We start from the raw sequence: 26,211 nt of genomic DNA, 5'->3' as shown, positions 1-26,211 counted from the left end.
TACGGACGGCGGCGGGGCGGATGCTCGCCCACCCGCCCCGCCGCCGACACCGTCAGTAGTGGCCGTTGTCCTGGAAGTAGCCCCAGGCACCGCAGGGCGTGTCGTACCTGCCCTTGATGTAGCCCAGACCCCACTTGATCTGCGTGGCCGGGTTCGTCCGCCAGTCGTCGGCGACGGTGCCCATCTTGCTGCCCGGCAGAGCCTGCGGGATCCCGTACGCACCGGACGAGGAGTTGCTGGCCTTGTGGTTCCAGCCGCTCTCCTTGGTCCAGAGCTTCTCCAGGCACGGGAACTCGGCGATGCCGAACCCCGCGTCGATCATCATGGCGCAGCCGACCTTGCGGTTGCCGCTGTACTCGGCGCAGGAGGCCGGGATCGGCCCGTCGTACGGCTTGGGCTTCTCCGCCGCCGCCCGCTCTGCCGCCTCGCGCTCGGCCTTGCGGGACGCCGCGGCGGCCTCGGCCTTGCGGGCCCGCTCGGCGGCCTCCTTGGCGGCCTGCGCCGCCCGCAGCTTGGCCTGGTACTCGGCCGCCCGCTGCTTGGCGAACTTCACCTGGTGCGCGGCCTGCCGTTCCCGCTGGTAGGCGAAATCGGCGCGGTCGACCTCGACGCCAACCTGCGCGGTCAGGCCCTGTTGCTGGGTTTCGCGGTCTTCGCCCAGGTAGAAGCCACCGGCAACGCCCACGGAGAGCAGCGCGACAGCAGCCGTACGGGCGCCCAACCGGCTCCACAGCCGACTCACGAAGTGGTCCCTTCGTCGGGGGCAAGGACGCGGCGCGGTGCCGGGCCACACGGGGGCCGTCAGCCGTGCCGCGAGCGCCCCGACCGGTGCCGGTCGCGCCGACACACCGGCCTTCGCCGATGTCGCCCATCTCGGGACGAACGATCACCAACGATTCCTCTGGTACGTGGGCGCTCGTTGGACACCATCGCGCACAGTGAGGCTGATGGGAAACCAACCGCCTCCTTTGTGATCTGCACCACAACAAAAATGCGGACGAAGGCTGACAAAGACCCCGGTCAGAGTGGGATGTCCTCCAGCAGGTCCGTCACCATGGCGGCGATCGGCGACCGCTCCGAACGGCTGAGCGTGACATGTGCGAAGAGCGGATGGCCCTTGAGCGCCTCGATGACCGCGGTCACGCCGTCGTGCCGGCCGACCCGCAGATTGTCCCGCTGGGCCACGTCGTGGGTGAGCACCACCCGGGAGCCCTGCCCGATCCGGGACAGCACGGTCAGCAGCACGCCGCGCTCCAGCGACTGGGCCTCGTCCACGATCACGAAGGCGTCGTGCAGGCTGCGCCCACGGATGTGGGTCAGCGGCAGCACCTCGAGGATGCCGCGTGAGGTGACCTCCTCCAGGACGTTCTCGTGCACCACCGCGCCGAGCGTGTCGAAGACCGCCTGGGCCCACGGCGACATCTTCTCCGACTCCGACCCGGGCAGGTAGCCCAGCTCCTGGCCGCCGACGGCGTACAGCGGACGGAACACGATCACCTTCTTGTGCCGGCGGCGTTCCATCACCGCCTCCAGCCCCGCGCAGAGGGCCAACGCCGACTTGCCGGTGCCGGCCCGGCCACCCAGCGAGACGATCCCGATCGACTCGTCCAGCAGCAGGTCGAGGGCGACCCGCTGCTCGGCCGAGCGGCCGTGCAGGCCGAACGCCTCCCGGTCACCCCGGACCAGCCGGACCGACTTGTCCGGCAGGACCCGGCCGAGCGCCGAACCGCGCGCCGAGTGCAGCACCAGGCCGGTGTGGCAGGGCAGCCCGGCCGCCTCGTCCACGTCGAGCGTCTCGCCCGCGTACAGCCGACCGATCTGCTCCTCGCCCAGCTCCAGCTCGGACATGCCCGTCCAGGTCGGGTCGCTGGCCTGACCGTGCCGGTACTCGTCGGCCCGCAGGCCCACCGAGGCGGCCTTGACCCGCAGCGGCATGTCCTTGCTGACCAGGGTGACCTCCCGCCCCTCGGCGGCGAGGTTGAGCGCCACGGAGAGGATCCGGGCGTCGTTGCTCTCGGTGCGGAACCCGGGCGGCAGCACCCCGTCGTCGGTGTGGTTGAGCTCCACCCGCAACGTGCCGCCGTGATCGTTGGCGGGCACCGGGTGGTCGAGTCGCCCGTGCGTGATGCGCAGCTCGTCGAGCATCCGCAGCGACTGCCGGGCGAACCAGCCCAGCTCCGGATGGTGCCGCTTGCCCTCCAGTTCGGTGATGACCACGAGGGGCAGGACCACCTCGTGCTCGGCGAACCGGTGGAAGGCCGCCGGGTCGGACAGCAGCACGCTGGTGTCCAGGACGAATGCCTGGCCGGCTGGTCGCGGCTCCTTCGGGTCGGCCGGCGCGGCCGCCGCCGTACGGCGGCTCCTGGTGGCGCGGCGGGTCGTGGCAGTCGCGGCCGGGGTCTGATCGGCACCGGCGGTCGAACGGCGAGTCGTCACAGGCCTGCTCCGACGGATGGGCACCCGCCACCCGTGTTCCGCCTCCTCCGGTGCCCGGGGACACGGGGTCGGATGCGGAACCCCGTGCGCGAGGTCGCAGATCCGGGCGGACCGGCTGGCCCGGGAGAACCCCGTGCCATGCCTAGACGCTAGCGGCGGCGGACCGTCCGGGCTAGAGGGCGATCGTGGATCTCTGGAGACCGCCGTGTGAACACACCCGCCCGCCGGACGCCGGCCGGGTCGGTGCCGGCGGGCGCGGCGGAGCCGGCCGGGATGCATGCCCCCTGCGCGCATCCCGGCCGGTGGGGCCACCGTCACCGGTCTGACGTGGCCCCGACGGTGCGTGTCCGCCGCGGACGACGCACCGCGCTCGTGGCACCGGACGGCGGAACCGCGCCCGGCGGCCCGCCGACCGGCCTCAACCGGTCCGCCGGACGAGCGTGCCGGTCGGGTGCCGCCCGGTGATCGGGGCGGCCGGCGCGGTGAACGACGAGCCGGTATAGGTGGTGCCGGGGCGGGCGACGGTGCCCGCGGAGCGGACGGCGCCCGCCGGCGAGACCGACAGTGCGGAGGCGATGGCGGCCTGGGCGTCACGTCGCCGCCGGTTCCAGGCGCCCCGGTCGCCGTCGAAGTAGCCCTGCCGGTAGCCGAAGCGGTAGCCGATGCGGTAGCTGAGCTGCCCGTGCAGCCGGCCGGCCGCGTAGCTGGTGGCGCCGAGCACCAGGACGAGGAAGACGGCGAGGAACGGGCTCATCGGGCGGCTCCAGCCCGGCCCGACCGCCGGGTCATCGCTCCTCCGGCTCGACCGCGGTGGGATCCGCGACGAGCAGCCGGTCCAGATCGTCGGTGCTGACCTCCTCGACCAGCTCGACGCTGATCCGGCAGCCGTCCAGCACGACCTCGGCCACGGAGGATCGGCGGATCTCTCCACCAGCGTCGTAGACCCGGACGCTCAGCTCGGGGCAGCCGAGATGGGTACGCCAGGCGTTCCACTCGGTGCGATCGCCGACGCTCAGCGACAGGTAGCGGCAGCCTCGGGCGAGGTAGAGGCGCCATGGGGCGCTCAGCCCCGCGGCCACTCCCTCGGCAATCAGCCCGAAGGCCTGGGCTCGGGTGGCGAGCTCGGTCACCACACCCCCCTCGCGCCGGGGGCGTGACGCATGTGAGCACCAGTCGTCTCATGCACGTGACACACCGTAGATTGTCCCACGAGCGTGACAGTATCAGCTTTTCGTCCGTTTACCGCCGCACCTAAGGGCATCTATTCTGCCCGGGTGACACCCCTCAACAGTGGCACTGAATCGTTTACCGGAAATCCGAGGACCCCGTCACGTCCGCGTGACGATGGCGCGCCCGGTCGCGCGCCGACGGCGGACTGGCCGTACCGTCACGGGGTGACCGAGACGGCCAATGCGCGGAAGATCGCCTTCGCCACCTTCGTCCGGCGCGCGCTCGACGAGGCCCGTGCGACCCGGGCCTGGAGCGGCACCGAGGTGTCCCGGCGCACCGGCGTTTCCCGGCAGACCATCAACCGGTGGGTCCGGGGCGACTGGGCCAGCGACCCGGAGGCCGAACGGGTGGTCGCCTTCTGCGAGGGCCTGGGGCTCAACCCCGCCGCGGCCTTCGCCGCCCTCGGCTGGGACCGCACCGCCGCCGGCCCACGCGCCGGCCAGCCAGCGCCGCCGATGGACCCCGACGTCGAGGCGCTGCTGCGCCGGCTGGTCGACCCGAACGTGTCGGACGCGGAGAAGTTCCACATCCGGGAAACCATTCGATACCTCGCATACCGCCCCACCCTGCCGGTCGACGTCCGAAAAAGAGGTAATCAGGCCGGCTAGTTCCTCAGATGGCGAAAGAACGCCTGGTCAGGTTCATTCGTTTGGCTCCGGGGCCGGAACGGGCACGCTAGCGTCCCTATTCGTACTGCTTGGGCTCGTCGTCGGCGGGGGGACGGGACAAGGCCGAACCCAGCCCTGCGGGACAGAAGGAGGGGTCTGTCCATGACCCTGAAGTGGTTGGCAGTCGTGGCCGCCACGGTGTCGATGACACTGTGGGCGACCGGCAACGTGGTGACCCTCGTGGTCAACGGCGGGCAGCTTCCGATGCTCGTCAACCTTTTCGTGCTCACCACCGCCGGCACCTCGGTCGTCCTGGCCGTCGTCGCCGAGCTGCACGAGCGGCTGAACGATCGGATCAGCGCACTCACCGAGTTCCTGGTGGCACGGCTCAACGAGATCGAGAACCACACCGGCGATCGCAACACCGGGTTCGTGGAGGGCTATCTGTTGAGCCACGGCCAGGAGGCCGCGGTGGTGCCGTTCGGCCGTCGCGGACGGGGAGCCGCCGAACGCTGACCGCGCGCCGCCGAGCGGGTCCGCTCGGCCAGGAATGAGCCTTCTTCGCCGGGGTACGCTGACGCGCGTGCCGCCGTTGAATCTGGGCAATCAGCAGCCGAGGACCCCGTTGAACGCCGACCAGGCGTGGCAGATCACTGCCGGCCGGGCCGCCGGGACCGTGTTCTTCTTCGACTTCGACGGCACGCTCGCGCCCGTCGACGACGATCCGACCGCGGTACGCCCCGCTCCCACGGCGCTGGCCGCGATCGAGGCGCTGGCGCCGGTGGTGCAGCGGGTCGCGATCGTCTCTGCCCGACCGGTGGAGTTCCTCCGGGACCAGCTCGGCGGGCTCGCCGGCGTGGACCTCTACGGCCTGTACGGGCTGGAGCACAGCCACTCCGGCGGCGAGACCGTGACCGAGCCGGCCGCGCTGCCCTGGGTGCCGACCATGGCCGAGCTGGCCGACCTGGCCCGGGCGGAGCTGCCGCCCGGCACGCTCGTCGAGTACAAGCGGCTCTCCGTCGCGCTGCACTGGCGTACCGCGCCGCAGCTCGGCTCGACCGTGCAGCAGTGGGGGCAGGCACAGGCCGACCGGTTGGGGCTGCGGGTGCAGGCCGGGCGGATGGTGCTGGAGCTCAAGCCCCCGGTCGACCGGGACAAGGGCATGGTGATCGGCGAGGTGATCCGGGAGGCCACCGGCGCCTGGTACTTCGGCGACGACGTGTCGGACATCAAGGCGTTCGCCGCGCTGCGCGCCCGAGCCGCCGCCGACCCGGACTTCTTCGGCGTTTGCGTGGCGGTGGCCAACCCGGAGACCGGCCACGAGGTGGCGAACGCCGCCGATCTGACCATCGAGTCCCCGGCCGCCCTGGGCGACTTCCTCACCCGGGCACTGACCCACCTGCCCTGACCGGGCCGGCCGGGGCCCCGGCGCCGTCAGGCGCCGTAGCGTCGCTGCCGCGTGGCGTACGAGCGCAGCGCGCGCAGGAAGTCGATGTGCCGGAAATCCGGCCAGTTGAGCTCGCAGAAGTAGAACTCGGAGTGCGCGGACTGCCAGAGCATGAAACCGGACAGCCGCTGCTCGCCGCTGGTGCGGATGACCAGGTCGGGGTCGGGCTGGCCACGGGTGTAGAGGTGCTCGGCGATGTGCTCGACGTCCAGCACCTCGGCCAGCTCCTCGATGGTGCCGCCGGAGGCGGCGTGCTCCAGCAGCAGCGAGCGCACGGCGTCGGTGATCTCCCGCCGGCCGCCGTACCCGACCGCGATGTTGACCTCGGCGCCACCGCTGCGCTCCCGGGTGCGCTCCTCGGCGCCCTTGAGCGCCGCCGCGGTCTGCGCCGGCAGCAGGTCGAGCGCTCCGACGATGCGCAACCGCCAGGGATTGCCCTCCTCGGCCAGCTCCACCACCAGATCCTCGATGATCTTGAGGAGTGGATCCAGCTCGCTGGCCGGCCGGCGCAGGTTGTCGGTGGCCAGCAGGTAGAGGGTGACGTGCCCGATGCCGGCCTGGTCACACCAGCCGAGGACATGCTTGATCTTCGCGGCGCCGACCCGGTGCCCGTCGTTCGGGTCGACGAAGCCCATCTCCCTCGCCCACCGGCGGTTGCCGTCGCACATCACCCCGACGTGTCGGGGCACCGGCTTACCCGCGAGCTTCGCCGTGAGCCGGCGCTCGTACACGGAGTAGATAAGGTTCCGCAGCGTCATCACCTAGCAGCGTAGCGACCCACCGGGCGGATCACCGCCTCGGAGCCCGATCCCCGGCGGGGAGCCCGATACCGATCATGGCCAGGGTACGGGCAGTGAGCCGCCCGTCGCCCAGCCCCAGCTCGACCACGTCGTCGAACACCCGGTCGTCCCGACGGGCCGCGCGCACCGCCGCGTCGACCACCCGCCGGCGCCGCGCCAACCAGGCCGCGACCGAGCTGTGCCGCAGATGGGTGCCGAGTCGGCGACGGAGCCCGTCGGCGTAGCGGCGGGCCGCGGCCTCGGGCGCGCGGGCCGCCGCCGCTCCGGCGAGCGCACCGGACAGCAGCGCGTAGAAGATGCCCTCCCCCGTGAACGGATTGATCAGCGACAGCGCGTCCCCGGCGAGCAGGGTGCGGCCCCGCCCCGGTGCCGGCCGGTGGGTCGACAGCGGCAGGTGGTGGGCACGCAGCGCGGTCACCGTCGCGGGGTCGGTGCCGGGCAGCAGCGCGGCCAGCCGGTCCAGCAGGTACGACCGGCTCAGCGGCTCACCGCGCAGCACCTCCCCGTACCCGACGTTCGCCCGCCCGTCGCCGATCGGGAACGACCAGGCGTACGCCGGCCAGCGTGCCTGTGAGGTGACGATGAGCTGCTCGGACGGGCCCGGCGGCGCCGGCGCGTACCCCCGGATGGCCAGCGCCAGGTGTCGGTCGGGGTTCACCGGGTGGCCGAGTGCCCGGCGCACCACCGACCCGGCGCCGTCCGCGCCCACCACGACCCGGCCGGACAGCTCCCCGTCGAGCACCACCCGGTCGGCGCGCGGCTCCACCCGCCGGACGGTGTGCCGACGCAGCTGGGCCCCGGCGGCCACCGCGGCCGCCACCAGCCGCGCGTCGAAGACCTCCCGGGGGACGGTGTACGCCGGGCGGGGCAGAGCCCGCGCCACGGCGCCACCGCCCGGGGCGATCATGCGCAGCGCGGGGAGCGGCGCGTAGCCCGCCACCGCCTGGGTCACCCCCAGCTCGGCGAGCACGTCCACCGAGTGCGCGGCGATCCCGTCACCGCACGCCTTGTCCCGGGGAAAGTCGGCCCGGTCCAGCAGCAGCACGCTGGCGCCCGCCCGGCGCGCCGTCAGCGCGGCGGCCGCTCCGGCCGGCCCCGCTCCCACCACCACCACGTCGAACTCGTCGCTCACCGCGAAGCCTCCCTCCGGCCGGTGCGGCGCGGCTCTTCCCGCCCCCGTCGGCGATCTGCCCGCGCCGCCGACACCGGTCGCTGTGACCGACGCCACCCGCCATCCTGCCTCGTCCCCGCTCACGTCGACCCGCCACGAAGGGCGCGCCGCCGCCGGGTTCAGGCCGGGGCACCCTCCGCGCGGGCCGCTCGGCGCAGGCCGTAGAGCGTCAGGGCGGCGGCTGCCACGAGCGGGCCGCCGTCGCGGACCAGGCCGTCCACCCCCAGCAGCCACCAGCACAGCGGCAGGTCCACGGCGAGTACGGCCCCCGTGACGACGACCAGCAGGCCGCGCGCCCAGTGCTTGCCGCGCATCAGGAACGCGGTGCAGAACAGCACCGCGTAGCTGGCCGTGATCCCGGCGCCGAACCAGAACAGCACGGCCGGCACGGCGGTCAGGCGACCGTCCAGGATGGATCCGCCGGCCACCAGTGCCGGCACCAGCATCAGCGGGCTGTAGGTAAACGCCGCCACCCGGCTGGTCAGCAGCCAGCCACTGGCCTCGGGTCGGCGCGGCGGGGTCTCCCGCCAGGAGATGCCGGCCCGGTCGATCACCAGCCGAGGCCGGTGCCGGACGAGGTGCCCGGCCAGCGCCGGCGAACGGTAGAGCAGCCAGACCACCGCCGTGCAGAGCGCGGTGAGGGCGGCGAAGCCGAGCAATCCGGGCAGTGGCGGCACGCCCTGCCGGGGCACGATCAGCCGGCCGACGGCGAAGATCGTGGTGACCGCGAGGATCAGCCCGAACGGGCGGGCCACCGTCCTCCCCCGTCGGACGTGCCCGATCAGCAGCAGGAACCCGAACGAGCGCAGCATCGCCCAGCCGGTCCGCACCGCCAGCCCGAAGCCCTGCTCCGGGGCGTACCACCAGTTGAGCAGCTCGACCACGACGGTGGCCGCCGCGGTCGTCGCGAGCAGGACAGTGAGCACCCGGACGGCGGACGGCCGCCGGACCTCGGTCTCGGCGGCCGTCCTCATGGGATCCGATGATGCCCGGGTGGGGCGATGTTCACACCTGGCGTTGCGGCTGCACGGCGTCCAGGCGGGCCCGCAGCGCGTCCAGCTCGGCCCAGAGCACGCCGGGCAGCTTGTCACCGAACTTCTCGAACCACTCGGTGACCAGCGGCAGCTCGTTGCGCCACTCCTCCGGGTCGACCTTCAGCGCGATCCGGACGTCCTCCGGGGTCATGTCCAGACCCTCGACGTCCAGGGCGTCCGGGGCCGGAACCATGCCGACCGGGGTCTCCACGGCGTCGGCCCGACCCTCGATGCGCTCGACGATCCACTTCAGCACGCGGGAGTTCTCGCCGAAGCCCGGCCAGAGGAAGGAGCCCTCCGGGTCCTTGCGGAACCAGTTGACGTAGTAGATCTTGGGCAGCTTGGCCTCGTCGCCGTCGGCGCCCTTGCCCATCTCGATCCAGTGCCGGAAGTAGTCACCGGCGTGGTAGCCGATGAACGGCAGCATCGCCATCGGGTCGCGGCGGACCACGCCGACCGCGCCGGAGGCGGCGGCCGTGGTCTCGGACGACAGCGTCGCCCCCATGTAGACGCCGTGCACCCAGTCCCGCGCCTCGGTGACCAGCGGAATGGTGTCCTTCCGGCGGCCACCGAAGAGGATCGCGTCGATCGGCACGCCGTTCGGGTCGTAGTACTCCTCCGCGAGGATCGGGCACTGGGTGATCGGGGTGCAGAACCGGCTGTTCGCGTGGGAGGAGAGGCTGTCGCTGTCCGGCGTCCAGTCGTTGCCCTTCCAGTCGATCAGGTGCGCCGGGGGCTCGCCCATGCCCTCCCACCAGACGTCCCCGTCGTCGGTGAGACCCACGTTGGTGAAGACGGAGTTGCCCCGGTCCAGCGTCCGCATCGCGTTGGCGTTGGTCTTCCAGTCGGTGCCCGGCGCGACGCCGAAGAGGCCGTACTCCGGGTTGACCGCGTAGAGGCGGCCGTCCTCACCGAACCGCATCCAGGCGATGTCGTCGCCGATGGTCTCGACCTTCCAACCCGGGATGGTCGGCTCCACCATGGCCAGGTTGGTCTTGCCGCAGGCCGACGGGAACGCGCCGGCGATGTGGTGGACCTTGCCCTCCGGCGAGGTGATCTTGAGGATCAGCATGTGCTCGGCGAGCCAGCCCTCGTCACGCCCCATGACGCTGGCGATCCGCAGCGAGTAGCACTTCTTGCCGAGCAGCGAGTTGCCGCCGTAACCCGAGCCGTACGACCAGATCTCGCGGGTCTCCGGGAAGTGCGAGATGTACTTCGTCTCGTTGCACGGCCACGCGACGTCCTGCTGGCCCGGCGCGAGCGGTGCGCCGATCGAGTGCAGCGCGTGCACGAAGTCCGCGTCGTTCCCCATCGCCTCGAGGACCTTGGCGCCCATCCGGGTCATGATGCGCATCGAGGCGACCACGTACGCGCTGTCGGTGATCTCGACACCGAACATCGGGCTCTCGGCCTCGACCGGACCCATGACGAACGGGATGACGTACATGGTGCGGCCGCGCATCGACCCGCGGTACAGGTCGGTCATCGTCCGCTTCATCTCGGCCGGCGCCATCCAGTTGTTGGTGGGCCCGGCGTCCGCCTCGTCGACGGAGCAGATGAAGGTGCGCTCCTCGACCCGGGCGACGTCCGTCGGGTCGGTGCGCGCGTAGAACGAGTTGGGCTTCTTCTCCGGGTTCAGCCGGATCAGGGTGCCGGCCTCGACCAGCTCATCGGTGAGGCGGCGCCACTCCTCGTCGGACCCGTCCACCCAGACGACCCGGTCGGGGGTGGTCAGTTCCGCGACCTCACGGACCCAGGCGAGCAGTTTCGGATGGGACGTCGGGGCCTGATCGATACCCCGCACAACAGCCGGAGCAACCATGACACATCTCCTTGTGGTCGACGCTGACCGATCTATGGGATGCACGAGTCTCAGCGGCGCGATGCGTCGCCTTCGTGGAAACCTGGGATTGGGCTCAGCGTAAACCGGGCAGCCTTCCGAGTCAGTGGGACTGGTTGTGAAGAACTGCACAAGGTACGGCGACGCTGCGGCATTACGAGCTGATACCCGCTTTCCCGCGCAGTTTCACGCAAATCTTGTTGTGCACCCCAGTCGACATGAGTTGCGGTCGGGCGGCGAACCGGCCCCGCCGACCGGTCCGTGGATTCCCGTTCCGGGCCGCGTCAGTCCTCCCAGTTGGTTACGCTGCGTGCAAGAGCAGCGCACCCGGCGGAGGCCCGGCACAAGGGACCACGCCTGCTCGCCGTTGCTACCCCGCTGACTGGTCGCCAGCCGGTAGGCTCGGCCCGTGGCCGCCACGATGACCGGGGAGCAACCGGGTCCCCGGCAGACCCGGCCGGGTCTGGTCCGGGCACTGCTCGACCGTTTCGGTCACCTCGTCCGCGAGTTGAGCAAGTTCGCGACCGTCGGCGGGATCGCCTTCCTCATCGACTTCGCGCTGTTCAACTACCTGACGACCGCCCGTGGCGTCGAGCAGGTGACGGCGAAGACCATCTCCACCATCATCGCGGCCAGCTTCGCCTTCCTCGGCAACCGGTTCTGGACCTGGCGGCACCGCCAGCGCAACAACCCGGCCCGGGAGTACGCGCTCTTCTTCTTCTTCAACGCCGTCGGCCTCGGCATCGCGGTGGCCTGCCTCGCGATCAGCCGGTACGGGCTGGGCAGCATCTGGCCGGCCGTGTTCCAGACGCCGCTGGCCGACAACATCGCCAGCTTCGTCGTCGGCACGGGCCTCGGCACGCTCTTCCGATTCTGGTCCTACCGGCGGTTCGTCTTCGTCGAAGCGGGAACCCGCACCGTTCCGCAGGTGAGGCACGACCGAGACCACGGGGCGTGACCTGCCGCCCACCTCGTCCGGCCGGTGATCGCCGGCTTCACCGACTGCCCTAAGGTGTTTCGCATGCGTCTTGTCCGTCTGCTGCCTGAGCGCTGGCAGAAGTTCATCCGCGAGGCGCTCAAATTCGGCATCGTCGGCGGCATCAACACCGTCATCAATTACGCGGTGTTCAATGTCCTTGCACTCACCGTCTTTGCCGATGGTCAGTTGAAGGCCACCGTGATCGCGACCGTCGTGGCCACGATCACGTCGTATCTTATGAATCGCCACTGGACGTACCGGGATCGCCCGAAATCGGCGCTCCGGCGGGAGTACGTCCTGTTTTTCCTCTTCAACGCGACCGGCCTGCTCATTGAGCTGGGCGTGCTGGCCGCCGCCAAGTACGGCCTCGGCGTCCACGGCCTGCTGGCGCTGAACGTGGCGAAGACCGGCGGCGTGCTGCTGGCCACGCTGTTCCGGTTCTGGTCGTACCGGACCTTCGTCTTCCAGCCCGTCGTCCCGGCCGAGCCCGAGGCCAAGGACGAACCCACCTGGCACAGCATCCCGCGTGACCAGTGGGACACCATGGCCGAAATGGACCCGGTCGCCGAGCTGGCCGAATCCGTCTCCGAGCTGGAGGAGGCGCAGTCCGACGATCGCACGGCAGCCTCACCCGGCCCGCTCGGCGCCCCCACCCAGGGGAGGCCCGCACCGCTGACCGCTGGTTTCTCCGCCGACCTGGACGCGGAACTCGCCGCGGAGCTGCACGCCGGCACCCGCCGCGCGCCCCGCCGGTGACGCCACCCGCCGCCCGTTCCGGCACCGGGGCACCCGCCGAGCTGTTCTTCGAGGACCTCGTCCCCGGCCTCACCGTCGACCTCGGCGTGGTCACCGTGGATGGCGACGAGATGGTGGCCTTCGCCCGCCGCTTCGACCCGCAGTGGTACCACGTCGACCCCGAGCTGGCCGGAGCGAGCCGGCACGGCGGGCTCATCGCCAGCGGCTTCTACACGGTCAGCCTGTTCATGCGGGCGTACGTCGACCACCTGCTGTCCCGCGCGGCGGCGGACGCCTCCCCCGGCCTGGAGGAGCTGCGCTGGCTCGCCCCGGTGCGCGCCGGGGACCGGCTCGCCGTCCGGGTCGACGTGATGGGCGCCCGGCCGTCCACCGCCCGCCCGGGCCTCGGCACGGCCAGCCTCACCGGCACCATGCTCCGTCTCGGCCCCGACGACCGGCCGGAGCAGGAGGTGCTGCGGACCCGCTTCCGTGGCTGGTTCGCCCTGCGCCCGGCCGAACCCCCGCCTGCGCCCGACATGTCCGACAGGGATCCGTCCGGGGCCGAACCGCCCCGCTGACCCGCCCCGGCGCGGTGGCCGGGACGGTCACGGGAGTCGGATTCAGCCCGAGGTGTCGCGCAACGGCTTGCCCTCACGCATGTCGGCGAGGATGTCGCGCATCTCCCCGTCGCCCAGCGAGTGCTTGTCGTGCTGCGCCTCGACCAGCTCGTACAGGGTGGTCTGCACCTGGCCGACCCCCGGCACGTCGGCGAGCACCGACTGGCCGCGCTCGCCGGCGGACTCGATGGTGAGCGTGCCGCAGCCGAGCAGCCGCTCGACGAAGCGCTGGTTCATCGAGTGGTCGTTGATCCGGGTGAGCGGGAGGTCCCGCCGGTCCCGGGAGAAGACACCCTGCTGGAGCAGCACCCGCTCGTTGGTGAACAGGTAGTGCGTGGTGCGCCAGACCAGGAACGGCCACAGCCCGAGCCAGAGCACGGCGACCAGGGCCACCACCCCGATCACGGCCAGCGCGATCGAGCCACCGCCGCTCTCCGGCAGCAGGAGCACGCCAGCGACTACCGCCGCAACGGCCAGCACCAGCACCGCGATCGGCCGGATCAGCGCCTTCCAGTGCGGGTGCAGGTGCAGCACGACGTGCTCGTCCTCGGTGAGCACGTCTTCGGGGAACGCCACGGTAACCTCCATCGCCATTTTTCCGACGCGCAGACCGTAACCGGTCCAACCGCCCGGACGGATCAGCCGCACGGGGTGGGTTGTGTTAACGGCAGACCGTTCCTGTCACCGGAGGTGGAGGACGTCACCGGCGGCCAGGACGCGGTCGCCCGTGGCGGTGGTGATCAGGAGCTGACCGTCGGGGTCCACACCGGTGGCGGTGCCGGTCAGGTCGTCGCCGCCGGGGAGCAGGACCCGCACCTCGCGGCCCACCGTGGCACAGGCCGCCAGGTAGGCGTCGCGCAGGCCGCTGGCCACCGCGTCCCCACCGGCGGAGCGCCAGCGGTCGTACCAGTCGGCGACCGCGCGCAGCAACGCCCGCAGCAGCGGGTCCCGGTCGGTGGCCGCCGCGCCGGCCAGTTGCAGCGAGGTGGCCGGCAGGCCGGTCGGGTTCACCGGCAGCTCGTCGGCGCGCAGCGTCACGTTGAGTCCGATACCGAGCACGATCGCCGGCGGCTGGTCCGGCGAGCGCGCCGGCACCCCCTCGGCCAGCACCCCGGCGCACTTCGCGTCGCCGATCAGCAGGTCGTTGGGCCACTTCAGGGTGGCCTCCAGCTCGGCCAGCCGGGCCACCGCCTCGACCAGCGCCACGCCGGCCAGCAGCGGCAGCCAGCCGTACCCGGTGGGTGGCGCGGCCTGCCAACCGCGGTCCGGCACGGCCTCGCCGGGCCGCAGCAGCATGCTGGTGGTGATTCCGGCCCGCGCCGGCGACTGCCACATCCGACCGCGCCGGCCGCGCCCGGCGGTCTGCCGCTCGGCGACCACGACCAGGCCCTCCGGCTCACCGGCCCGGGCCGCCTCGGCCACGTCGGCGTTGGTGGAGCCGGTCTCGGTGCGCAGCTCCAGGCGGGCCCACGGGCCGTGCGGCGCGACCAGGGCACGCCGCAGCCGGGCCGCCGACAGCGGCGGGCGATCCAGATCGGTGTACGGGGAGCCCGGCATCCCGTCAGCCTACGGCGGTGGCCCGGCGGCACTGAGGCGTACTGCACAGCGGCGCCGGCCTGAACCATCGTTATATTCCCTGGGTGACTACCGAGACCGGGACCAACATCCACAGCACCGCGGGCAAGCTGGCGGACCTGGAGCGCCGGGTCGACGAGGCGGTGCACGCCGGATCGGCGCGTGCGGTCGAGAAGCAGCACGCGCGGGGCAAGAAGACCGCCCGTGAGCGCATCGAGATGCTGCTCGACGAGGGCTCCTTCGTCGAACTGGACGAGCTGGCCCGGCACCGGTCCACGGCCTTCGGGCTGGAGAAGAACCGCCCGTACGGCGACGGCGTGGTCACCGGCTACGGCACGGTGGACGGCCGGCAGGTCTGCGTCTTCGCGCAGGACTTCACGGTCTTCGGTGGCTCGCTGGGCGAGGTCTTCGGCGAGAAGATCGTCAAGGTGATGGACCTGGCCATGAAGATCGGCTGCCCGGTGGTCGGCATCAACGACTCCGGTGGGGCGCGCATCCAGGAGGGCGTGGTCTCGCTCGGCCTCTACGGCGAGATCTTCTTCCGCAACGTCCGGGCCTCCGGCGTCATCCCGCAGATCTCGCTGGTGATGGGGCCGTGCGCCGGCGGCGCGGTCTACTCCCCGGCCGTCACCGACTTCACCGTCATGGTCGACCAGACCTCACACATGTTCATCACCGGCCCGGACGTGATCAAGACGGTGACCGGCGAGGACGTCGGCATGGAGGAGCTGGGCGGCGCCCGTACGCACAACTCGCGCAGCGGCAACGCGCACTACCTCGCCACCGACGAGGAGGACGCGGTCGACTACGTGAAGGCGCTGCTGTCGTACCTGCCGTCGAACAACCTCGACGAGCCGGTCGTCCACCCCGCCGAGGCGGATCTCGCCATCAGCGACGAGGACCGGGAGCTCGACACGCTGATCCCGGACTCGGCCAACCAGCCGTACGACATCCACCGGGTGATCGAGCACGTCCTCGACGACGGGGAGTTCCTCGAGGTCCAGCCGCTCTACGCGCAGAACATCGTGGTCGGCTACGGCCGCGTCGAGGGGCGCCCGGTCGGCGTGGTGGCCAACCAGCCGATGCATTTCGCCGGCACCCTGGACATCGCCGCCTCGGAGAAGGCCGCCCGGTTCGTCCGCACCTGCGACGCGTTCAACATCCCGGTGCTGACCTTCGTGGACGTGCCGGGCTTCCTCCCCGGCACCGGTCAGGAGTGGGACGGCATCATCCGCCGGGGCGCCAAACTCATCTACGCGTACGCCGAGGCGACCGTCCCCAAGGTCACCGTCATCACCCGCAAGGCGTACGGCGGGGCGTACGACGTGATGGGCTCCAAGCACCTCGGCGCCGACCTGAACTTCGCGTGGCCGACCGCGCAGATCGCGGTGATGGGCGCGCAGGGCGCCGTGAACATCCTCTACCGCTCCGAGCTGGCCGGCGCCGACGACCCGGCGGCCGTTCGGGCCGAGAAGATCGCCGAGTACGAGGACACCCTCGCCAACCCGTACGTGGCCGCCGAGCGCGGATACGTCGACTCGGTGATCCCGCCGCACGAGACGCGGACCCAGATCGTCCGTGCACTGCGCGTCCTGCGCACCAAGCGCGAGACCCTCCCGCCGAAGAAGCACGGCAACATCCCGCTCTGACCGCGTTTCTGCTGCACGCCTGTTCCTGGTTGTCGTGGCCTCCTGACCACAGTGGAGGGCACGACAACCAGGAAAGAGTGGTGTGCCGTCAGCAGGGTGGGTTGGCGGCGACGCACATCCGGTAGGCGGCCGTTCGGCCCAGGGCCTCCAGGTCGGCGTAGCTGAATCCGGTGCCGTCCACCCGGTCCGCGACGGCATCGGGGCCCGGCACCAGCACCGTCACCAGGTCGCCGACCCGGACCACGACGGTGACCTCGACCAGCTCGGCCGGAACCAGCTCCCTTCCATCGGGCCGGCCGCGTGGAGCGAGCGACACGTGGCGCACCAGCATCGACTCGTCGCCGGCGAAATCGCTCGCCGGCGTCTCCCACCGGTGCAGGGTCTCGCTCGGCGTCGGCTCGCCGGCCACCACGGTGGACCCGACGAGACGCCACTCGCGGCAGGCGTCGAGCAGCATCCGCAACGAACCGAACAGCCGCCCGCCCACCCTCGGGTCAAGCCGGTAGACGTCCTGGCTGAGCACCGTCCGCACCGGCGAGCGGCCGTCCGTCCGCGACAGCAGGGTGAGCGACCGCGAGTAGCGGGAGGCAGCGTCGACCGCTGGCAGGTTCTGCTCGCCACCGCAGCGCTCCAGCAGCGGATCCAGCCGCACCAGCTCGCCGAGGCCCGCGTCGCCGAGCTGCACGCCGGTCGGGACGGGAACCTCGGCCGACGACAGCAGGGAGTACGGCGGGATCTCGGTCCTGCCGGCTGTCTCGGCCGGTCCCGCCGTGTCCGTGGGCGGAACCGGTGGTCGTCCCGCGCTGGCGTACGCCGTCCCCGTTGCCATGGCGAGCACCACGACCGCCGCCAGCACGACCCTCCGTCGGCTGCGCCGCCGGGCCACGGCCCGGATCTCCTGCGGCTCCGGCCACCGCACGTCCCCCAGATCCCGGTGGACCCGCTCGATGAATGCCAGGTCCTCACGCATCGGTAGCCTCCTCGAGGTCAGAGACGGCGAGTAGCCCGGCGAGCGCGGTGCGCCCCCGGGAGAGTCGGGCCTTGACCGTGCCCACCGGGGCCGCGGTCTCCCGCGCCACCTCCGCGACCGGCATGCCCATCAGGTAGTACAGAGCGATGGCCGTGCGCTGCTCCTCGGGCAGCCGACGCAGCGCGGCGACCACCTCGACGGTGTCGGTGCCCGGGCCGGGGACGGCCTCGGTGGCCCCGTGCCGCAGGTACGCGCGGGCGCGACTGCGCAGGCTGCGCCACCGGCTCACGGCGATCCGGCTGGCCACCACCCGCACCCACGCCTCCGGGTCGTCGTACCGGCTGACCGTCGACCAGCGCTGCCACGCCCGGATGTACGCCTCCTGCACGGCGTCCTGCGCCTCGACCCGATCACCCGTGAGCGCGTAGACGAAACCGAGCAGCCGTTGCCGGCTCCCCCGGTAGAACTCGTCGAACCCGTCGACGTCCGGCACCCGCTACCTCCCCGTGTCGGTCGCAGGGAACACGCGCCGGGCGGGGCCGTCGGTTGCCCCGGTCAGGCGATCATCTTCTCCAGCTCGGCGAGTGGGAACGCGCCGGCCCCGATCCCCTCCCGGGCCGCCCGGCGCACCGCGCGCTGCACGGCCACGTTGGCCGGCGTCGGTACGCCGTGCAACCGGCCGAGCAACACGATCTCACCGTTGAGGTGGTCGACCTCGGTCGAGCCGGTGCCTCGGGCCAGGCTCTGCCAGGTGGAGCCGCCGGAACGGCCCGCGCCGTCGACCGGGCGCTGCTGAACCAGGTCGCCGCGTTCGGCCCGCTCCTCTTCGGGGGAGGTGTGCGGGATGCGCGCGGCGGCGAGCGCGGCGACGCCCTCGGCGCGTACCCGCTCGGCCAGGGCGTCCGGGATGTCCTGCCCGAGCAGCGCCTGCAGGCCGTTGCCGAGGTTGTTGAGCAGCTTGCCGTACTTCCAGCGCAGCACGTCCGGCCGGACCGGGGCGACGAACCCGGCGGCGGTCAGATCGGCGGCGATCGCCTGATCGGTGTCGTCCGCGCCGGCCGGGTACCGCCCGACGTGCAGCATTCCCGGGTGCGGGTGGCCGTTGGCCACCACCACGCCCGGGTCCAGGTGGGTGGCCGGCAGCCAGACGCACACGGGGTGCACCGCGGCGAAGAGCCGCAGCGCGGCTCGCTCGTTGGCCACCCCGTTCTGCGCGGTGACCAGCGGCAGCCGCTCACCCGCCGTGCCGCCGCCGGCCACCGGCGCGTCCACCCAGGCGGCCAGCGCGCCCGCGGTGTCCTGCGACTTGACGGTCAGGACCAGCACCGTGTCTGCCGGTAGCGGCCGGTCACCGGGGCGGTCCACGGCGGCGAGCCGGGCGGTGACCTCGCCGTCGGGCTGGCGCAGGGTCAGGCCCCGCTCGCGGATCGCGTCAAGGTGCGCGCCCCGGGCCACCAGGGTCACGTCCCGGCCGGCCTCCGCCAGCCGTACGCCGATGGTCCCGCCGACCGCGCCCGCCCCGATGATCACGTATCGCATGGCCTCATTCTGCCCGCCGGCGCCACCTCGGGCGGGCGCGAGGTCAGACCGTCAGACCGGCGTCGGTGAGGATCGGGCCGGCGAGCAGCAGCGCGCCGGCGACCAGTGCGACCAGGTTGACCAGGGCGAAGACGAGCACCCAGAAGAACGCCGGGAACGGGGTGAGCCCGGCGAGCTGGTCGGCGTCGGAGGCGGGCATCCGGCCGCGGGAGCGCAGCTGTTGCAGCTCCACCACCGGCCGCACCCCACCGAGCAGCAGGAACCACACCCCCGTGTACGCGAATGCGGCCTGCACCTGCGGGGTGGCGTACCAGGAGACGGCGAGCACCACGGCACCGGTGACCAGCAGCGACACCACGCCGAAGGCGTTACGGATCATGACCAGCATGGCGAGCAGCAGCGCCACCGCGACCCAGAGCAGCAGGGTGATCCGGTTGCCGCCGAGCAGCCAGGCCCCGGCCAGGCCGACCAGCGGTGGGGCGACGTAGCCGGCCAGCAGGGTGAGGATCATGCCCGGCCCGCTGGGCCGGCCGGCCGAGAGCGTCAGCCCGGAGGTGTCCGAGTGCAACCGGATGCCGCGCAGCTTACGGCCGGTGAGCAGGGCGACCAGGGCGTGCCCGCCCTCGTGGGCGATGGTGATGGCGTTGCGGGCGACCCGCCACGGCAGTCGGGTGCTGACCACCACCAGCGCGACGGCCGCGGTGATCAGCACCAGCAGCGGGGGCGGGTCCGGCTGCGCGCCGAACAGCGTGTCCCACAGGTCGCCCAGCCCGTCGATCGACATCATGGGGCGCGAGCCTACCGGCGGCGTTCCGGTGTCGGTCCCCGGCCACCGGCCCGCCGCCCTGCGCTGACCCGTTCCGCTCCGGCCACGGGAGCAACTGACACCGTCGATGAAAGTTTCTTCAGCAACTCTTGTGATCTAGGGCAGTTATCTCCAAAGATGGGCGTCAATAGAACGACATCCCTGGAGGCAGCCATGGCCCGTACCAGATCAGCGCTGCGCCGCGTGCTCGCGGCCGGCCTCACCCTCCTCGCCACCGCGGCGGCGACCCTGGTCGCTACCGCCGGACCGGCAGCCGCCGCCACCACGGCCGGCGTCGACGTCTCCCGCTACCAGGGCACCATCAACTGGACGAGCGTGCGCAACGCCGGCATCGAGTTCGCCTTCATCAAGGCCACCGAGGGCACCAGCTACAAGGACCCGAACTTCAACGCCAACTACGTCAACGCGTACAACGCCGGGGTGATCCGCGGGGCGTACCACTTCGCCCGGCCCAACATCTCCGCCGGCTCGACCCAGGCCAACTACCTGGCCTCCAACGGCGGCGCCTGGTCGGCGGACAGCCGCACCCTCCCCGCCGCGCTGGACCTGGAGGCCAACCCGTACGCCGGCGGCTACTGCTACGGCCTCAGCACCACCGGGATGCGCAACTGGGTCCAGGACTTCCTGAACACGTACCGCTCCCGCACCGGCCGCTACGCGGTCATCTACACCACGACCAGCTTCTGGAACCAGTGCACCGGCAGTTGGACCGGCCCGTGGGCGAACCACCCGCTCTGGCTGGCCCGCTGGGCGAGCACCCCCGGCGCCCTGCCGGCCGGCGCGCCGGTGTGGAGCTTCTGGCAGTACACCAGCACCGGCGCCGTCTCCGGGATCAGCGGCAACGTGGACCGCAACTACTGGAACGGTGACCGCAGCCGACTGATCGCGTTGGCCAACAACACCTGATCGGGCCGGTCCGCCCGATCCGCCTGGGGAGGCGGTTGGCGGCAGCGGGATCGGCTGTCACCTCACGGTCGACAATCGGTCCGGCTGCCGCCACGCCACCGGTACGGGTCAGGCTCGCCGTCGGCTCATGGCCGGCACCACGACCGGAACGTCCTCACCGGCCAGAGCGCCCCGCCGGGTCAACCGCCAGGCAGCCACCCCGCAGACGGCAACGGTCACGACGCTGAGCAGTGCGATGAGCGCCCAGATTCCCGCGCTGACCAGCAGCAGGGCGGCGTCGCCGAGCGCGACGAGCATCCACAGCGCCAGCCGGGGCCGGGCATCCCTCCGTCGGTGACTCATGTCGTACCTCCTTCCGTCGTCGGAGATCAGATACCCCGAACGACGCAAGGTCATGCGAACGGATTTCGCGCCGGCGATCAGTCCCTGCGGTCGGGCACGAAGCCCTTGGCGATCCGGTCGAAGTTCGGCAGGTTGGCCTGCCAGTCCTTCTCCGCGATCTCCCACCGCAGCGCGTAGCCCCGGTTGCTGGCCGTCACGAACCCACGGTTACGAACGTGGATCCGCGTCCCGTCCCGGGTCTCCAGCCACTCCCAGTCCCCGCAGGTCTTCCAGAAGTTGCACGGCTTGATGCTGAGGTACTGGTAGTTGTTGACGCGACTCTTGCGGTTCGGCTCCTGCTCCTGCCAGTCCTTGACCGCGTCCTTCGCCGGCGTGGGGGTCCACTGCACCAGCAGCTCACCCGGCCCGTTGTTCTGGCTGAAGACGACCGTGCTGCCGTCGACCTGCCGGCGCGACCAGCCGTCCGGCAGTGGCAGGGCGAAGCCGGCCGGGTCCCGGTGCAGCTTCCAACCCGCCGGCAGGACGTTCGGGTCGACCGACGGGGTGGCCGACGGCGTCGGGCTGGGGGCGCCGCTGGTGGGCGGGGGCACCGCCGGCGCCGTCGTCTGGGCCGGAGCCGAGGTCGCGCCAACGCCGGTCGTCGGATCGGCCTGCGGTGTCTCGTCCTCACCCTTGGTGAGCAGCGGCACGATCACCACGAGGCCGATCAGCAGCAGGGCCACCACGGCCCCGATCAGCAGGTTGCGCCGGGTGTTGTTCGGCTTCGTACCGTCCGACAGCGGCACCGCCGCGCGCCCGGCGGGGCTGACCGGGGGCATGACCGACGTCGGGGCCGGCGGCCTGCGCTGTTCCGGCGCCACGGGCGGGCCGTCGACTGCGGTCGGCTCGTCGTCGGCGTCCGTCGTACCGTCGGCCGGTGCCTCGGGCGCGGCCGCCACCTTCGCGGTCGGCTCAGCCTCGGACGTGGCCGGTTGGTCGATGGTGGCGGTCGGCTCGGCCGGCACGGGCGCGGTCGGGTCGGCGTCGGGCGCGGAGGGCACGACGGCCGTCGGTGTGGCGTCACTCGTGGAGGTCGCGGCCGCGGCGGCCGGCGGGGTGCCCGGCGCGGGCGGCGACACCGGGTGGTCGGCCCGCTCCTCGGCGGGTCGCGGCGCCGGCACCAGCGGCGGGCGCGGCTCGCGCGGACCGTTCGGCCCGGGCCGGCGTACGCCATCGAGCAGCGAGATGCCGCGCGCCCGCTTGCCCCCGGCGCGACGCAGCAGCCGCTCCGCCACCTCGGCGTTGATCCGCTCGTTCGGGTCCTTGCGTAGCAGCCCGTTGAGCACCGGCTTGAGCGGGCCGGCGTTCTTCGGCGGCGGCATCGGCTCGGTGGCCAGCGCGGCAAGCGTGGCGATCGCCGACGGCCGCGCGTACGGCGACTTGCCCTCGACCGCCGCGTAGAGCGTCGCGCCCAGCGACCACAGGTCGGCCTCCGGCCCCGCGGTGCCCTCCCGCGCACGCTCCGGCGAGATGTACGCCGGCGAACCGAGGACCATGCCGGTGCGGGTGACGTTCGGGTCACCCGGGATGGTGGCCAGACCAAAATCGGTCAGCACCACCCGGCCGTCGTCGCCGAGCAGCACGTTGCCCGGCTTGACGTCGCGGTGCATGACGCCCGCCTTGTGCGCGGCGTTGAGGGCACCCAGCACACCGAGGCCGATCTCGACCGCGCGGGCCGGCGACACCGGCCCGTCCTCGGCGAGAGTGTCCTGCAACGACCTGGACGCCACGTACTCCATGACGATCCACGGATCCCCGTCGGTGCGGAGCACGTCGAAGATGCGGACCACGTTGATGTGGTTGAGGCGGGCGATGGCCCGCGCCTCGCGCAGCGACCGCTCCCGCATCTCGCGGCGTTCCTCGTCGGTGAGACCGGGCGGCGGCACCAACTCCTTGATGGCGACGTCCCGGTGCAACACCTCGTCGCGCGCCTTCCACACCCGACCCATGCCACCCTGGCCGAGCGGCGACAGAAGCCGGTATCGGTCAGCGACGAGTTGGGGAAGCGCGTTCGACATCGGTGAGACGGTACCCGGACCCGCTGATCGTCACACCGCCGGCACGCCACTCTGCGTTCCCCGTAACTTCGCGACGCGTACCCTGGCGTCATGTCTGCCGAAGAGCCGCTGTTCCGGGTCGTCCGCGGCGTGCCCACCGCCGAGGAACTGGCCGCCCTGGTGGGGGCGATCGTCGTCCGTTCCCGCCCGGCCGCCGCCCCCGAACCGGTGGCGACGTCCGCCTGGGCGCGCAGCGGTCGCCCTGCCGGCACGGCATCCACGGCCGGCCCGGGCGGATGGCGCTCCGCCGGCCTGCCCCGCTGACCCGACCTGCCGCGCGGGGGCTGCCAGGTGCGCTCCCAGCCGTTAACCTCACTCAGGGAAACGGTGCCGTGACGGGTAGGGAGGATCGATGATCCCCGAAGAGGACGGGCCAGCGCCCTGGCTGCGCAACTACGGCGGCATCGAGGCCGACATCCGACAGCTCCGGGAGTTCGCCGACCGGCTCGCCGCCGAGGTCGAAGGCAACTACGCGCCACACCTGTCGTACATCGCCGACGACATGTCCGCCCAACTGCCCAACCCGTGCGACGCCTTCATCGAGCTGGTCACCTTCCTGCACGCCCACCACGAGACACAGCAGGCCACCGCCGACATGGTCTACGCCGTCCGAGGTGCCACCGGCCACCTGGCCGCCGTCGCCGACCGCGTCGCCACCCAGTACTCGGACGCCGACGCCTTCTCCGCCGCCCGCCTGGTGGACGTCCAGCGGGCACTCGCCGACCCGGGCACCGTCCTGCCCGGCAGCCGGACACCGATGCTGCCCGACCCGACCGGCCCCGACGGCGGACGGCCGGTGGTGCTGCCGTGATCGAACGGGGCAACAGCCGCACCTCCGGCGTCACCGACTGGCAACTGATGGACGTCAACAGCATGTGGGCGTGCCTACAGGACCACGACACCACCAACCACTGGAAGCAGGTCGGCGGCTGGCGCAAGGTCTGCGACCTGGCCCAGATCCACCTCGGCCGGCTCCAGGAGTACCGGCGCGGGCTCGCCGAGGCGTGGCCACCCGAGACCAGCGCCGCCTCCCGCACGTACCTCGCCCAGCTCGACGAGCTGATCGACAAGGTGCGGCACACCCACGACGCCGCCGCGGCCAACTACACCGCTCTCTCCGCCGCCACCCAGGCCATCGGCACCACCCGCGCCGAACTGCGCAAGGTCTATGAGGAGTACGCGACCAAGCTCCAGCAGAAGCAGGCGTACGAGGCGACGGCCGCCGACCCGAAAGCGGTCATGGGCAGCCGGGTCACGCAGTCACCGGTGACCGACGCCGAACTGGAACGGCTGAACGCGCAGGCGCGGGGCATGATGTTCAACCTCAGCGGCGAACTCCAACAAGCCCAAGCCACCCTCCAAAAACCACCCCCACCGCCAAGGGTCAAACCAGTCGCCGACCAGGCGAACTCAGATGTGTACGGCGGAGTTGCCGCCCCTATCATTCCTCCAATCGTGCCGGTGCCTGCGCCGACATCTCCCGCAGCCCGGCCGCGGGCAACTATTCAACCCGTGCCGCCGCCGAATGTCCCGGGCTCCGGGCCCGTGCTCGGCGCAGCGGGCAGCGGGCTAGCAGCCGCGCCCGCAAACACCGGTCCAGGTCTTGGCCCCACGGCACCAACGCCAGCGGGCCCAACCCCCAGCCTCGGGGCGCCACCCCTATCGCCCGGCATCCCACCACTTACCCGTCCCTCTGGGGTCCTTGACTCCCAGCCCTATCCCGTCAACCGCTCGGGCGGAGGCAATGCAACGCCGCCCCACGCAACACCACCTGTACAACCACGTCCAATGCCTCCAGGCGGCCTCATTGGAGGGGTCCCGGGAACCGGGATTGGCCAACCAGGCGGAAGCACCCCACCTCGTCGTATCAACCCAGTCGGCGGCGTAATAGGCGGCGGAGGCGCCGGCACTGGGCCTACAGGCGGAGCGGGATCCCGACCCGGTAGTGGCCGCGGTCCCGGTTTGCCACACGGGTTTACGCCCTTCGGCGGTGCTCCGAACATCAACCCCTCAGGTAATGGCGTGTCTCGTCCGAACACTCGGGAAACCCAGCGCGATGAGCGACATCCTTGGGATCCTGACCATCCATGGGAGACCACCAAGGGTGTCGACCCTGTGGTCCGGCCGAGTGATAAACAGGACCCAATCGATCCTGGCCCCGCCATTGGCCGGTAAACCCCATGCCGCGTGGACGGTCCTGACCAGTCTGAGCGTCCTCCTGCTGCCACTCCCATTGCGTGCGCCTGCCACGCCTGATCCGCAGGGTGTGGAGTTAATCCGCAGCGACCAGTGGCATCTTGGTTATCTTCATACCGTTGAAGCCCAGAAAATTAGTCGAGGCAAGGGCGTTACTGTGGCTCTGCCAGACACAGGTGTGGAGAAACATCCTGACCTGCAGAACAATCTGAGGCCGGGTACTGACATCATCTCCGACGGCACCGGCGACGGTCGAGCGGATGCGAGCAGCCACGGGACTGGCATGGCAGGACTAATTGCTGCTCATGGACGTAGCAACACCACAGGAGCCCTTGGCCTCGCCCCTGAAGCCAGCATCCTCCCTATCCGCATCCAAATTTCCGACACAGAGGGCGACAGCGATAATCTTGCCGACGGGATACAATATGCCATCACACGTGGTGCCGAAGTCGTCAGCGTCTCTTCTGTTGCTGGACCGAACCCCAATTTACGACGAGCCGTCGAGGCCGCAATCCGGGCGGATATCCTCATCGTGGCAGCGGCAGGTAATAGGCCACGCGATCAATCCGTCAGCTTTCCCGCGGCCTATCCGGGCGTTATCGCTGTCGGCGGCGTCGACCGGAACGGGAACCATGCTGCTGTCTCGGTGACCGGTCCCGAGATCGACGTGGTTGCGCCGGCGGTAGACATCTACAGCACGAGCCTCAACGGCAAGTACCGCAAAGGCACTGGCACCTCCGACGCGACGGCGATCGTGGCGGGGGCGGCGGCGTTGATCAGGTCCAAGTACCCCTACCTGCCCGCGCAGGAGGTGGCACACCGCCTGACGGCGACCGCCATCGACAAGGGTCCGCCCGGGCGTGACGACGAGTACGGCTATGGCGTGATCGACCTGGTGGCGGCGCTGACGGCGGACGTACCCCCACTGGGGTTCGAGTCGGCGAGCGCGCCGACCGGTGGTGGCCCAACCACGACAGCCGGGGCTCGGCCGGGCAGCGACGACAACGGGGCGACCGTGCGCGGCCTGGCCACGCTCGGGGTGATCATGGCCGCTGGTGTCGGGTGGGCGCTGGTTGTGCGGCGAAGGCGCCGCGACGATCCGCCGCCCCGCATCAGTCGCTGACCGGTCGACGGCCCGTGATCCACTCGGGATCAGTGGTGTCGCGGGCCCGACGCCCTGGGCCGCCGCGCCTACAGGGCGGGTCGGGTGGTCGT

27 protein-coding genes are annotated in these 26,211 nt (G+C 71.6%); 11 read left to right on the top strand and 16 right to left on the bottom strand.

The annotated features are described in order from the left end of the window. Positions 1–52: 52 nt before the first annotated feature. The 4 genes from AB0K07_RS05105 to AB0K07_RS05090 form a co-directional block, all read right to left on the bottom strand. Entirely contained in the window at positions 53–742 is a 690-nt protein-coding gene (locus tag AB0K07_RS05105; RefSeq protein ID WP_363751062.1) for a lytic transglycosylase domain-containing protein, read from the bottom strand. 278 nt (positions 743–1,020) lie between these two features. Then, positions 1,021–2,436, bottom strand: coding sequence for a PhoH family protein (locus tag AB0K07_RS05100; RefSeq protein ID WP_363751061.1), 1,416 nt, complete (start codon positions 2,434–2,436; stop codon positions 1,021–1,023). 418 nt (positions 2,437–2,854) lie between these two features. Then, positions 2,855–3,190 (bottom strand): hypothetical protein, encoded by a 336-nt coding sequence (locus tag AB0K07_RS05095; protein ID WP_363751059.1) that lies wholly within the window; start codon positions 3,188–3,190, stop codon positions 2,855–2,857. A gap of 31 nt (positions 3,191–3,221) precedes the next feature. Further along, complete coding sequence (locus AB0K07_RS05090; protein ID WP_109817399.1) at positions 3,222–3,566, bottom strand: hypothetical protein; 345 nt, start codon at positions 3,564–3,566, stop codon at positions 3,222–3,224. Between the two features lie 264 nt (positions 3,567–3,830). On the opposite strand from AB0K07_RS05090, the gene AB0K07_RS05085 reads away from it, so the two are divergent. The 3 genes from AB0K07_RS05085 (at position 3,831) to otsB (ending at position 5,682) form a co-directional block, all read left to right on the top strand. Beyond that, positions 3,831–4,274, top strand: a complete 444-nt coding sequence (locus AB0K07_RS05085) for an XRE family transcriptional regulator (RefSeq protein WP_089021730.1) — start codon at positions 3,831–3,833, stop codon at positions 4,272–4,274. Between the two features lie 162 nt (positions 4,275–4,436). Beyond that, entirely contained in the window at positions 4,437–4,790 is a 354-nt protein-coding gene (locus AB0K07_RS05080; RefSeq protein ID WP_363751057.1) for a hypothetical protein, read from the top strand. A gap of 67 nt (positions 4,791–4,857) precedes the next feature. Next, complete coding sequence (otsB, locus tag AB0K07_RS05075) at positions 4,858–5,682, top strand: trehalose-phosphatase (RefSeq protein WP_363751055.1); 825 nt, start codon at positions 4,858–4,860, stop codon at positions 5,680–5,682. 26 nt (positions 5,683–5,708) lie between these two features. Here otsB and AB0K07_RS05070 read toward each other — a convergent pair whose 3' ends face one another. From AB0K07_RS05070 to AB0K07_RS05055, 4 genes are all read right to left on the bottom strand, one after another. Continuing rightward, on the bottom strand, positions 5,709–6,479 hold the full coding sequence (locus AB0K07_RS05070) for an isoprenyl transferase (RefSeq protein ID WP_089017723.1): 771 nt from the start codon (positions 6,477–6,479) through the stop codon (positions 5,709–5,711). Positions 6,480–6,510: 31 nt separating this feature from the next. Continuing rightward, positions 6,511–7,653, bottom strand: coding sequence for a geranylgeranyl reductase family protein (locus tag AB0K07_RS05065; RefSeq protein ID WP_363751053.1), 1,143 nt, complete (start codon positions 7,651–7,653; stop codon positions 6,511–6,513). A 158-nt stretch (positions 7,654–7,811) separates the two neighbouring features. Next, positions 7,812–8,666, bottom strand: a complete 855-nt coding sequence (locus tag AB0K07_RS05060) for a hypothetical protein (RefSeq protein WP_363751051.1) — start codon at positions 8,664–8,666, stop codon at positions 7,812–7,814. 31 nt (positions 8,667–8,697) lie between these two features. Next, positions 8,698–10,548: a phosphoenolpyruvate carboxykinase (GTP) gene (locus tag AB0K07_RS05055; RefSeq protein ID WP_363751049.1), complete on the bottom strand. Its 1,851-nt coding sequence runs from the start codon at positions 10,546–10,548 to the stop codon at positions 8,698–8,700. Between the two features lie 427 nt (positions 10,549–10,975). Here AB0K07_RS05055 and AB0K07_RS05050 point away from each other — a divergent pair, with 427 nt between their 5' ends. The 3 genes from AB0K07_RS05050 (at position 10,976) to AB0K07_RS05040 (ending at position 12,858) form a co-directional block, all read left to right on the top strand. Further along, positions 10,976–11,524, top strand: coding sequence for a GtrA family protein (locus AB0K07_RS05050; protein ID WP_363751047.1), 549 nt, complete (start codon positions 10,976–10,978; stop codon positions 11,522–11,524). Between the two features lie 63 nt (positions 11,525–11,587). After that, on the top strand, positions 11,588–12,301 hold the full coding sequence (locus AB0K07_RS05045; protein WP_363751431.1) for a GtrA family protein: 714 nt from the start codon (positions 11,588–11,590) through the stop codon (positions 12,299–12,301). Further along, positions 12,298–12,858 carry a MaoC/PaaZ C-terminal domain-containing protein gene (locus AB0K07_RS05040; protein WP_363751045.1) on the top strand — a complete coding sequence of 187 codons (561 nt, stop codon included), beginning with the start codon at positions 12,298–12,300 and terminating at the stop codon, positions 12,856–12,858. The genes AB0K07_RS05045 and AB0K07_RS05040 overlap by 4 nt, the downstream gene beginning before the upstream one ends. 42 nt (positions 12,859–12,900) lie before the next feature. On the opposite strand, the gene AB0K07_RS05035 is transcribed toward AB0K07_RS05040, so the two are convergent. Together AB0K07_RS05035 and AB0K07_RS05030 are read right to left on the bottom strand one after the other, a co-directional pair. After that, on the bottom strand, positions 12,901–13,473 hold the full coding sequence (locus AB0K07_RS05035) for a PH domain-containing protein (protein ID WP_363751043.1): 573 nt from the start codon (positions 13,471–13,473) through the stop codon (positions 12,901–12,903). 105 nt (positions 13,474–13,578) lie between these two features. After that, positions 13,579–14,454 carry a biotin--[acetyl-CoA-carboxylase] ligase gene (locus AB0K07_RS05030; RefSeq protein ID WP_363751041.1) on the bottom strand — a complete coding sequence of 292 codons (876 nt, stop codon included), beginning with the start codon at positions 14,452–14,454 and terminating at the stop codon, positions 13,579–13,581. Positions 14,455–14,537: 83 nt separating this feature from the next. On the opposite strand from AB0K07_RS05030, the gene AB0K07_RS05025 reads away from it, so the two are divergent. After that, positions 14,538–16,121, top strand: coding sequence for an acyl-CoA carboxylase subunit beta (locus AB0K07_RS05025; RefSeq protein ID WP_363751039.1), 1,584 nt, complete (start codon positions 14,538–14,540; stop codon positions 16,119–16,121). 88 nt (positions 16,122–16,209) lie between these two features. Here the strand turns inward: AB0K07_RS05025 and AB0K07_RS05020 are convergent, their stop codons facing one another. The 4 genes from AB0K07_RS05020 to AB0K07_RS05005 form a co-directional block, all read right to left on the bottom strand. Beyond that, positions 16,210–17,091 carry a hypothetical protein gene (locus AB0K07_RS05020; protein ID WP_363751037.1) on the bottom strand — a complete coding sequence of 294 codons (882 nt, stop codon included), beginning with the start codon at positions 17,089–17,091 and terminating at the stop codon, positions 16,210–16,212. After that, positions 17,084–17,584, bottom strand: a complete 501-nt coding sequence (locus tag AB0K07_RS05015; RefSeq protein WP_363751036.1) for a SigE family RNA polymerase sigma factor — start codon at positions 17,582–17,584, stop codon at positions 17,084–17,086. The genes AB0K07_RS05020 and AB0K07_RS05015 overlap by 8 nt, the downstream gene beginning before the upstream one ends. Before the next feature lie 62 nt (positions 17,585–17,646). Then, positions 17,647–18,630 (bottom strand): 2-dehydropantoate 2-reductase N-terminal domain-containing protein, encoded by a 984-nt coding sequence (locus AB0K07_RS05010; RefSeq protein ID WP_363751035.1) that lies wholly within the window; start codon positions 18,628–18,630, stop codon positions 17,647–17,649. Positions 18,631–18,673: 43 nt separating this feature from the next. Next, positions 18,674–19,417: a M50 family metallopeptidase gene (locus AB0K07_RS05005; protein ID WP_363751034.1), complete on the bottom strand. Its 744-nt coding sequence runs from the start codon at positions 19,415–19,417 to the stop codon at positions 18,674–18,676. Between the two features lie 192 nt (positions 19,418–19,609). Between AB0K07_RS05005 and AB0K07_RS05000 the strand changes: the two genes are divergently transcribed. Then, positions 19,610–20,362: a GH25 family lysozyme gene (locus AB0K07_RS05000; protein ID WP_363751033.1), complete on the top strand. Its 753-nt coding sequence runs from the start codon at positions 19,610–19,612 to the stop codon at positions 20,360–20,362. Between the two features lie 108 nt (positions 20,363–20,470). Here AB0K07_RS05000 and AB0K07_RS04995 read toward each other — a convergent pair whose 3' ends face one another. Together AB0K07_RS04995 and AB0K07_RS04990 are read right to left on the bottom strand one after the other, a co-directional pair. Next, complete coding sequence (locus AB0K07_RS04995) at positions 20,471–20,704, bottom strand: hypothetical protein (protein ID WP_363751032.1); 234 nt, start codon at positions 20,702–20,704, stop codon at positions 20,471–20,473. 77 nt (positions 20,705–20,781) lie between these two features. After that, positions 20,782–22,761, bottom strand: coding sequence for a protein kinase (locus AB0K07_RS04990; protein ID WP_363751031.1), 1,980 nt, complete (start codon positions 22,759–22,761; stop codon positions 20,782–20,784). Between the two features lie 90 nt (positions 22,762–22,851). Here AB0K07_RS04990 and AB0K07_RS04985 point away from each other — a divergent pair, with 90 nt between their 5' ends. The 3 genes from AB0K07_RS04985 (at position 22,852) to mycP (ending at position 26,119) form a co-directional block, all read left to right on the top strand. Next, a complete protein-coding gene (locus tag AB0K07_RS04985) occupies positions 22,852–23,064 on the top strand; it encodes an acyl-CoA carboxylase subunit epsilon (protein WP_363751030.1) in 213 nt (70 codons plus the stop codon). Between the two features lie 88 nt (positions 23,065–23,152). After that, the gene (locus tag AB0K07_RS04980) at positions 23,153–23,611 is read left to right on the top strand and encodes a hypothetical protein (RefSeq protein WP_363751028.1); all 459 of its coding nucleotides are present in this window, start codon (positions 23,153–23,155) and stop codon (positions 23,609–23,611) included. Between the two features lie 1,245 nt (positions 23,612–24,856). Continuing rightward, complete coding sequence (gene mycP, locus AB0K07_RS04975; RefSeq protein ID WP_363751027.1) at positions 24,857–26,119, top strand: type VII secretion-associated serine protease mycosin; 1,263 nt, start codon at positions 24,857–24,859, stop codon at positions 26,117–26,119. Positions 26,120–26,211: the final 92 nt, after the last annotated feature.

It is taken from the genome of Micromonospora sp. NPDC049301 (assembly GCF_040678715.1).
GTDB lineage: Bacteria > Actinomycetota > Actinomycetes > Mycobacteriales > Micromonosporaceae > Micromonospora.
The sequence above is the reverse complement of the archived record's forward strand: the minus strand, read 5'-3'. Positions and strand labels throughout refer to the sequence as shown.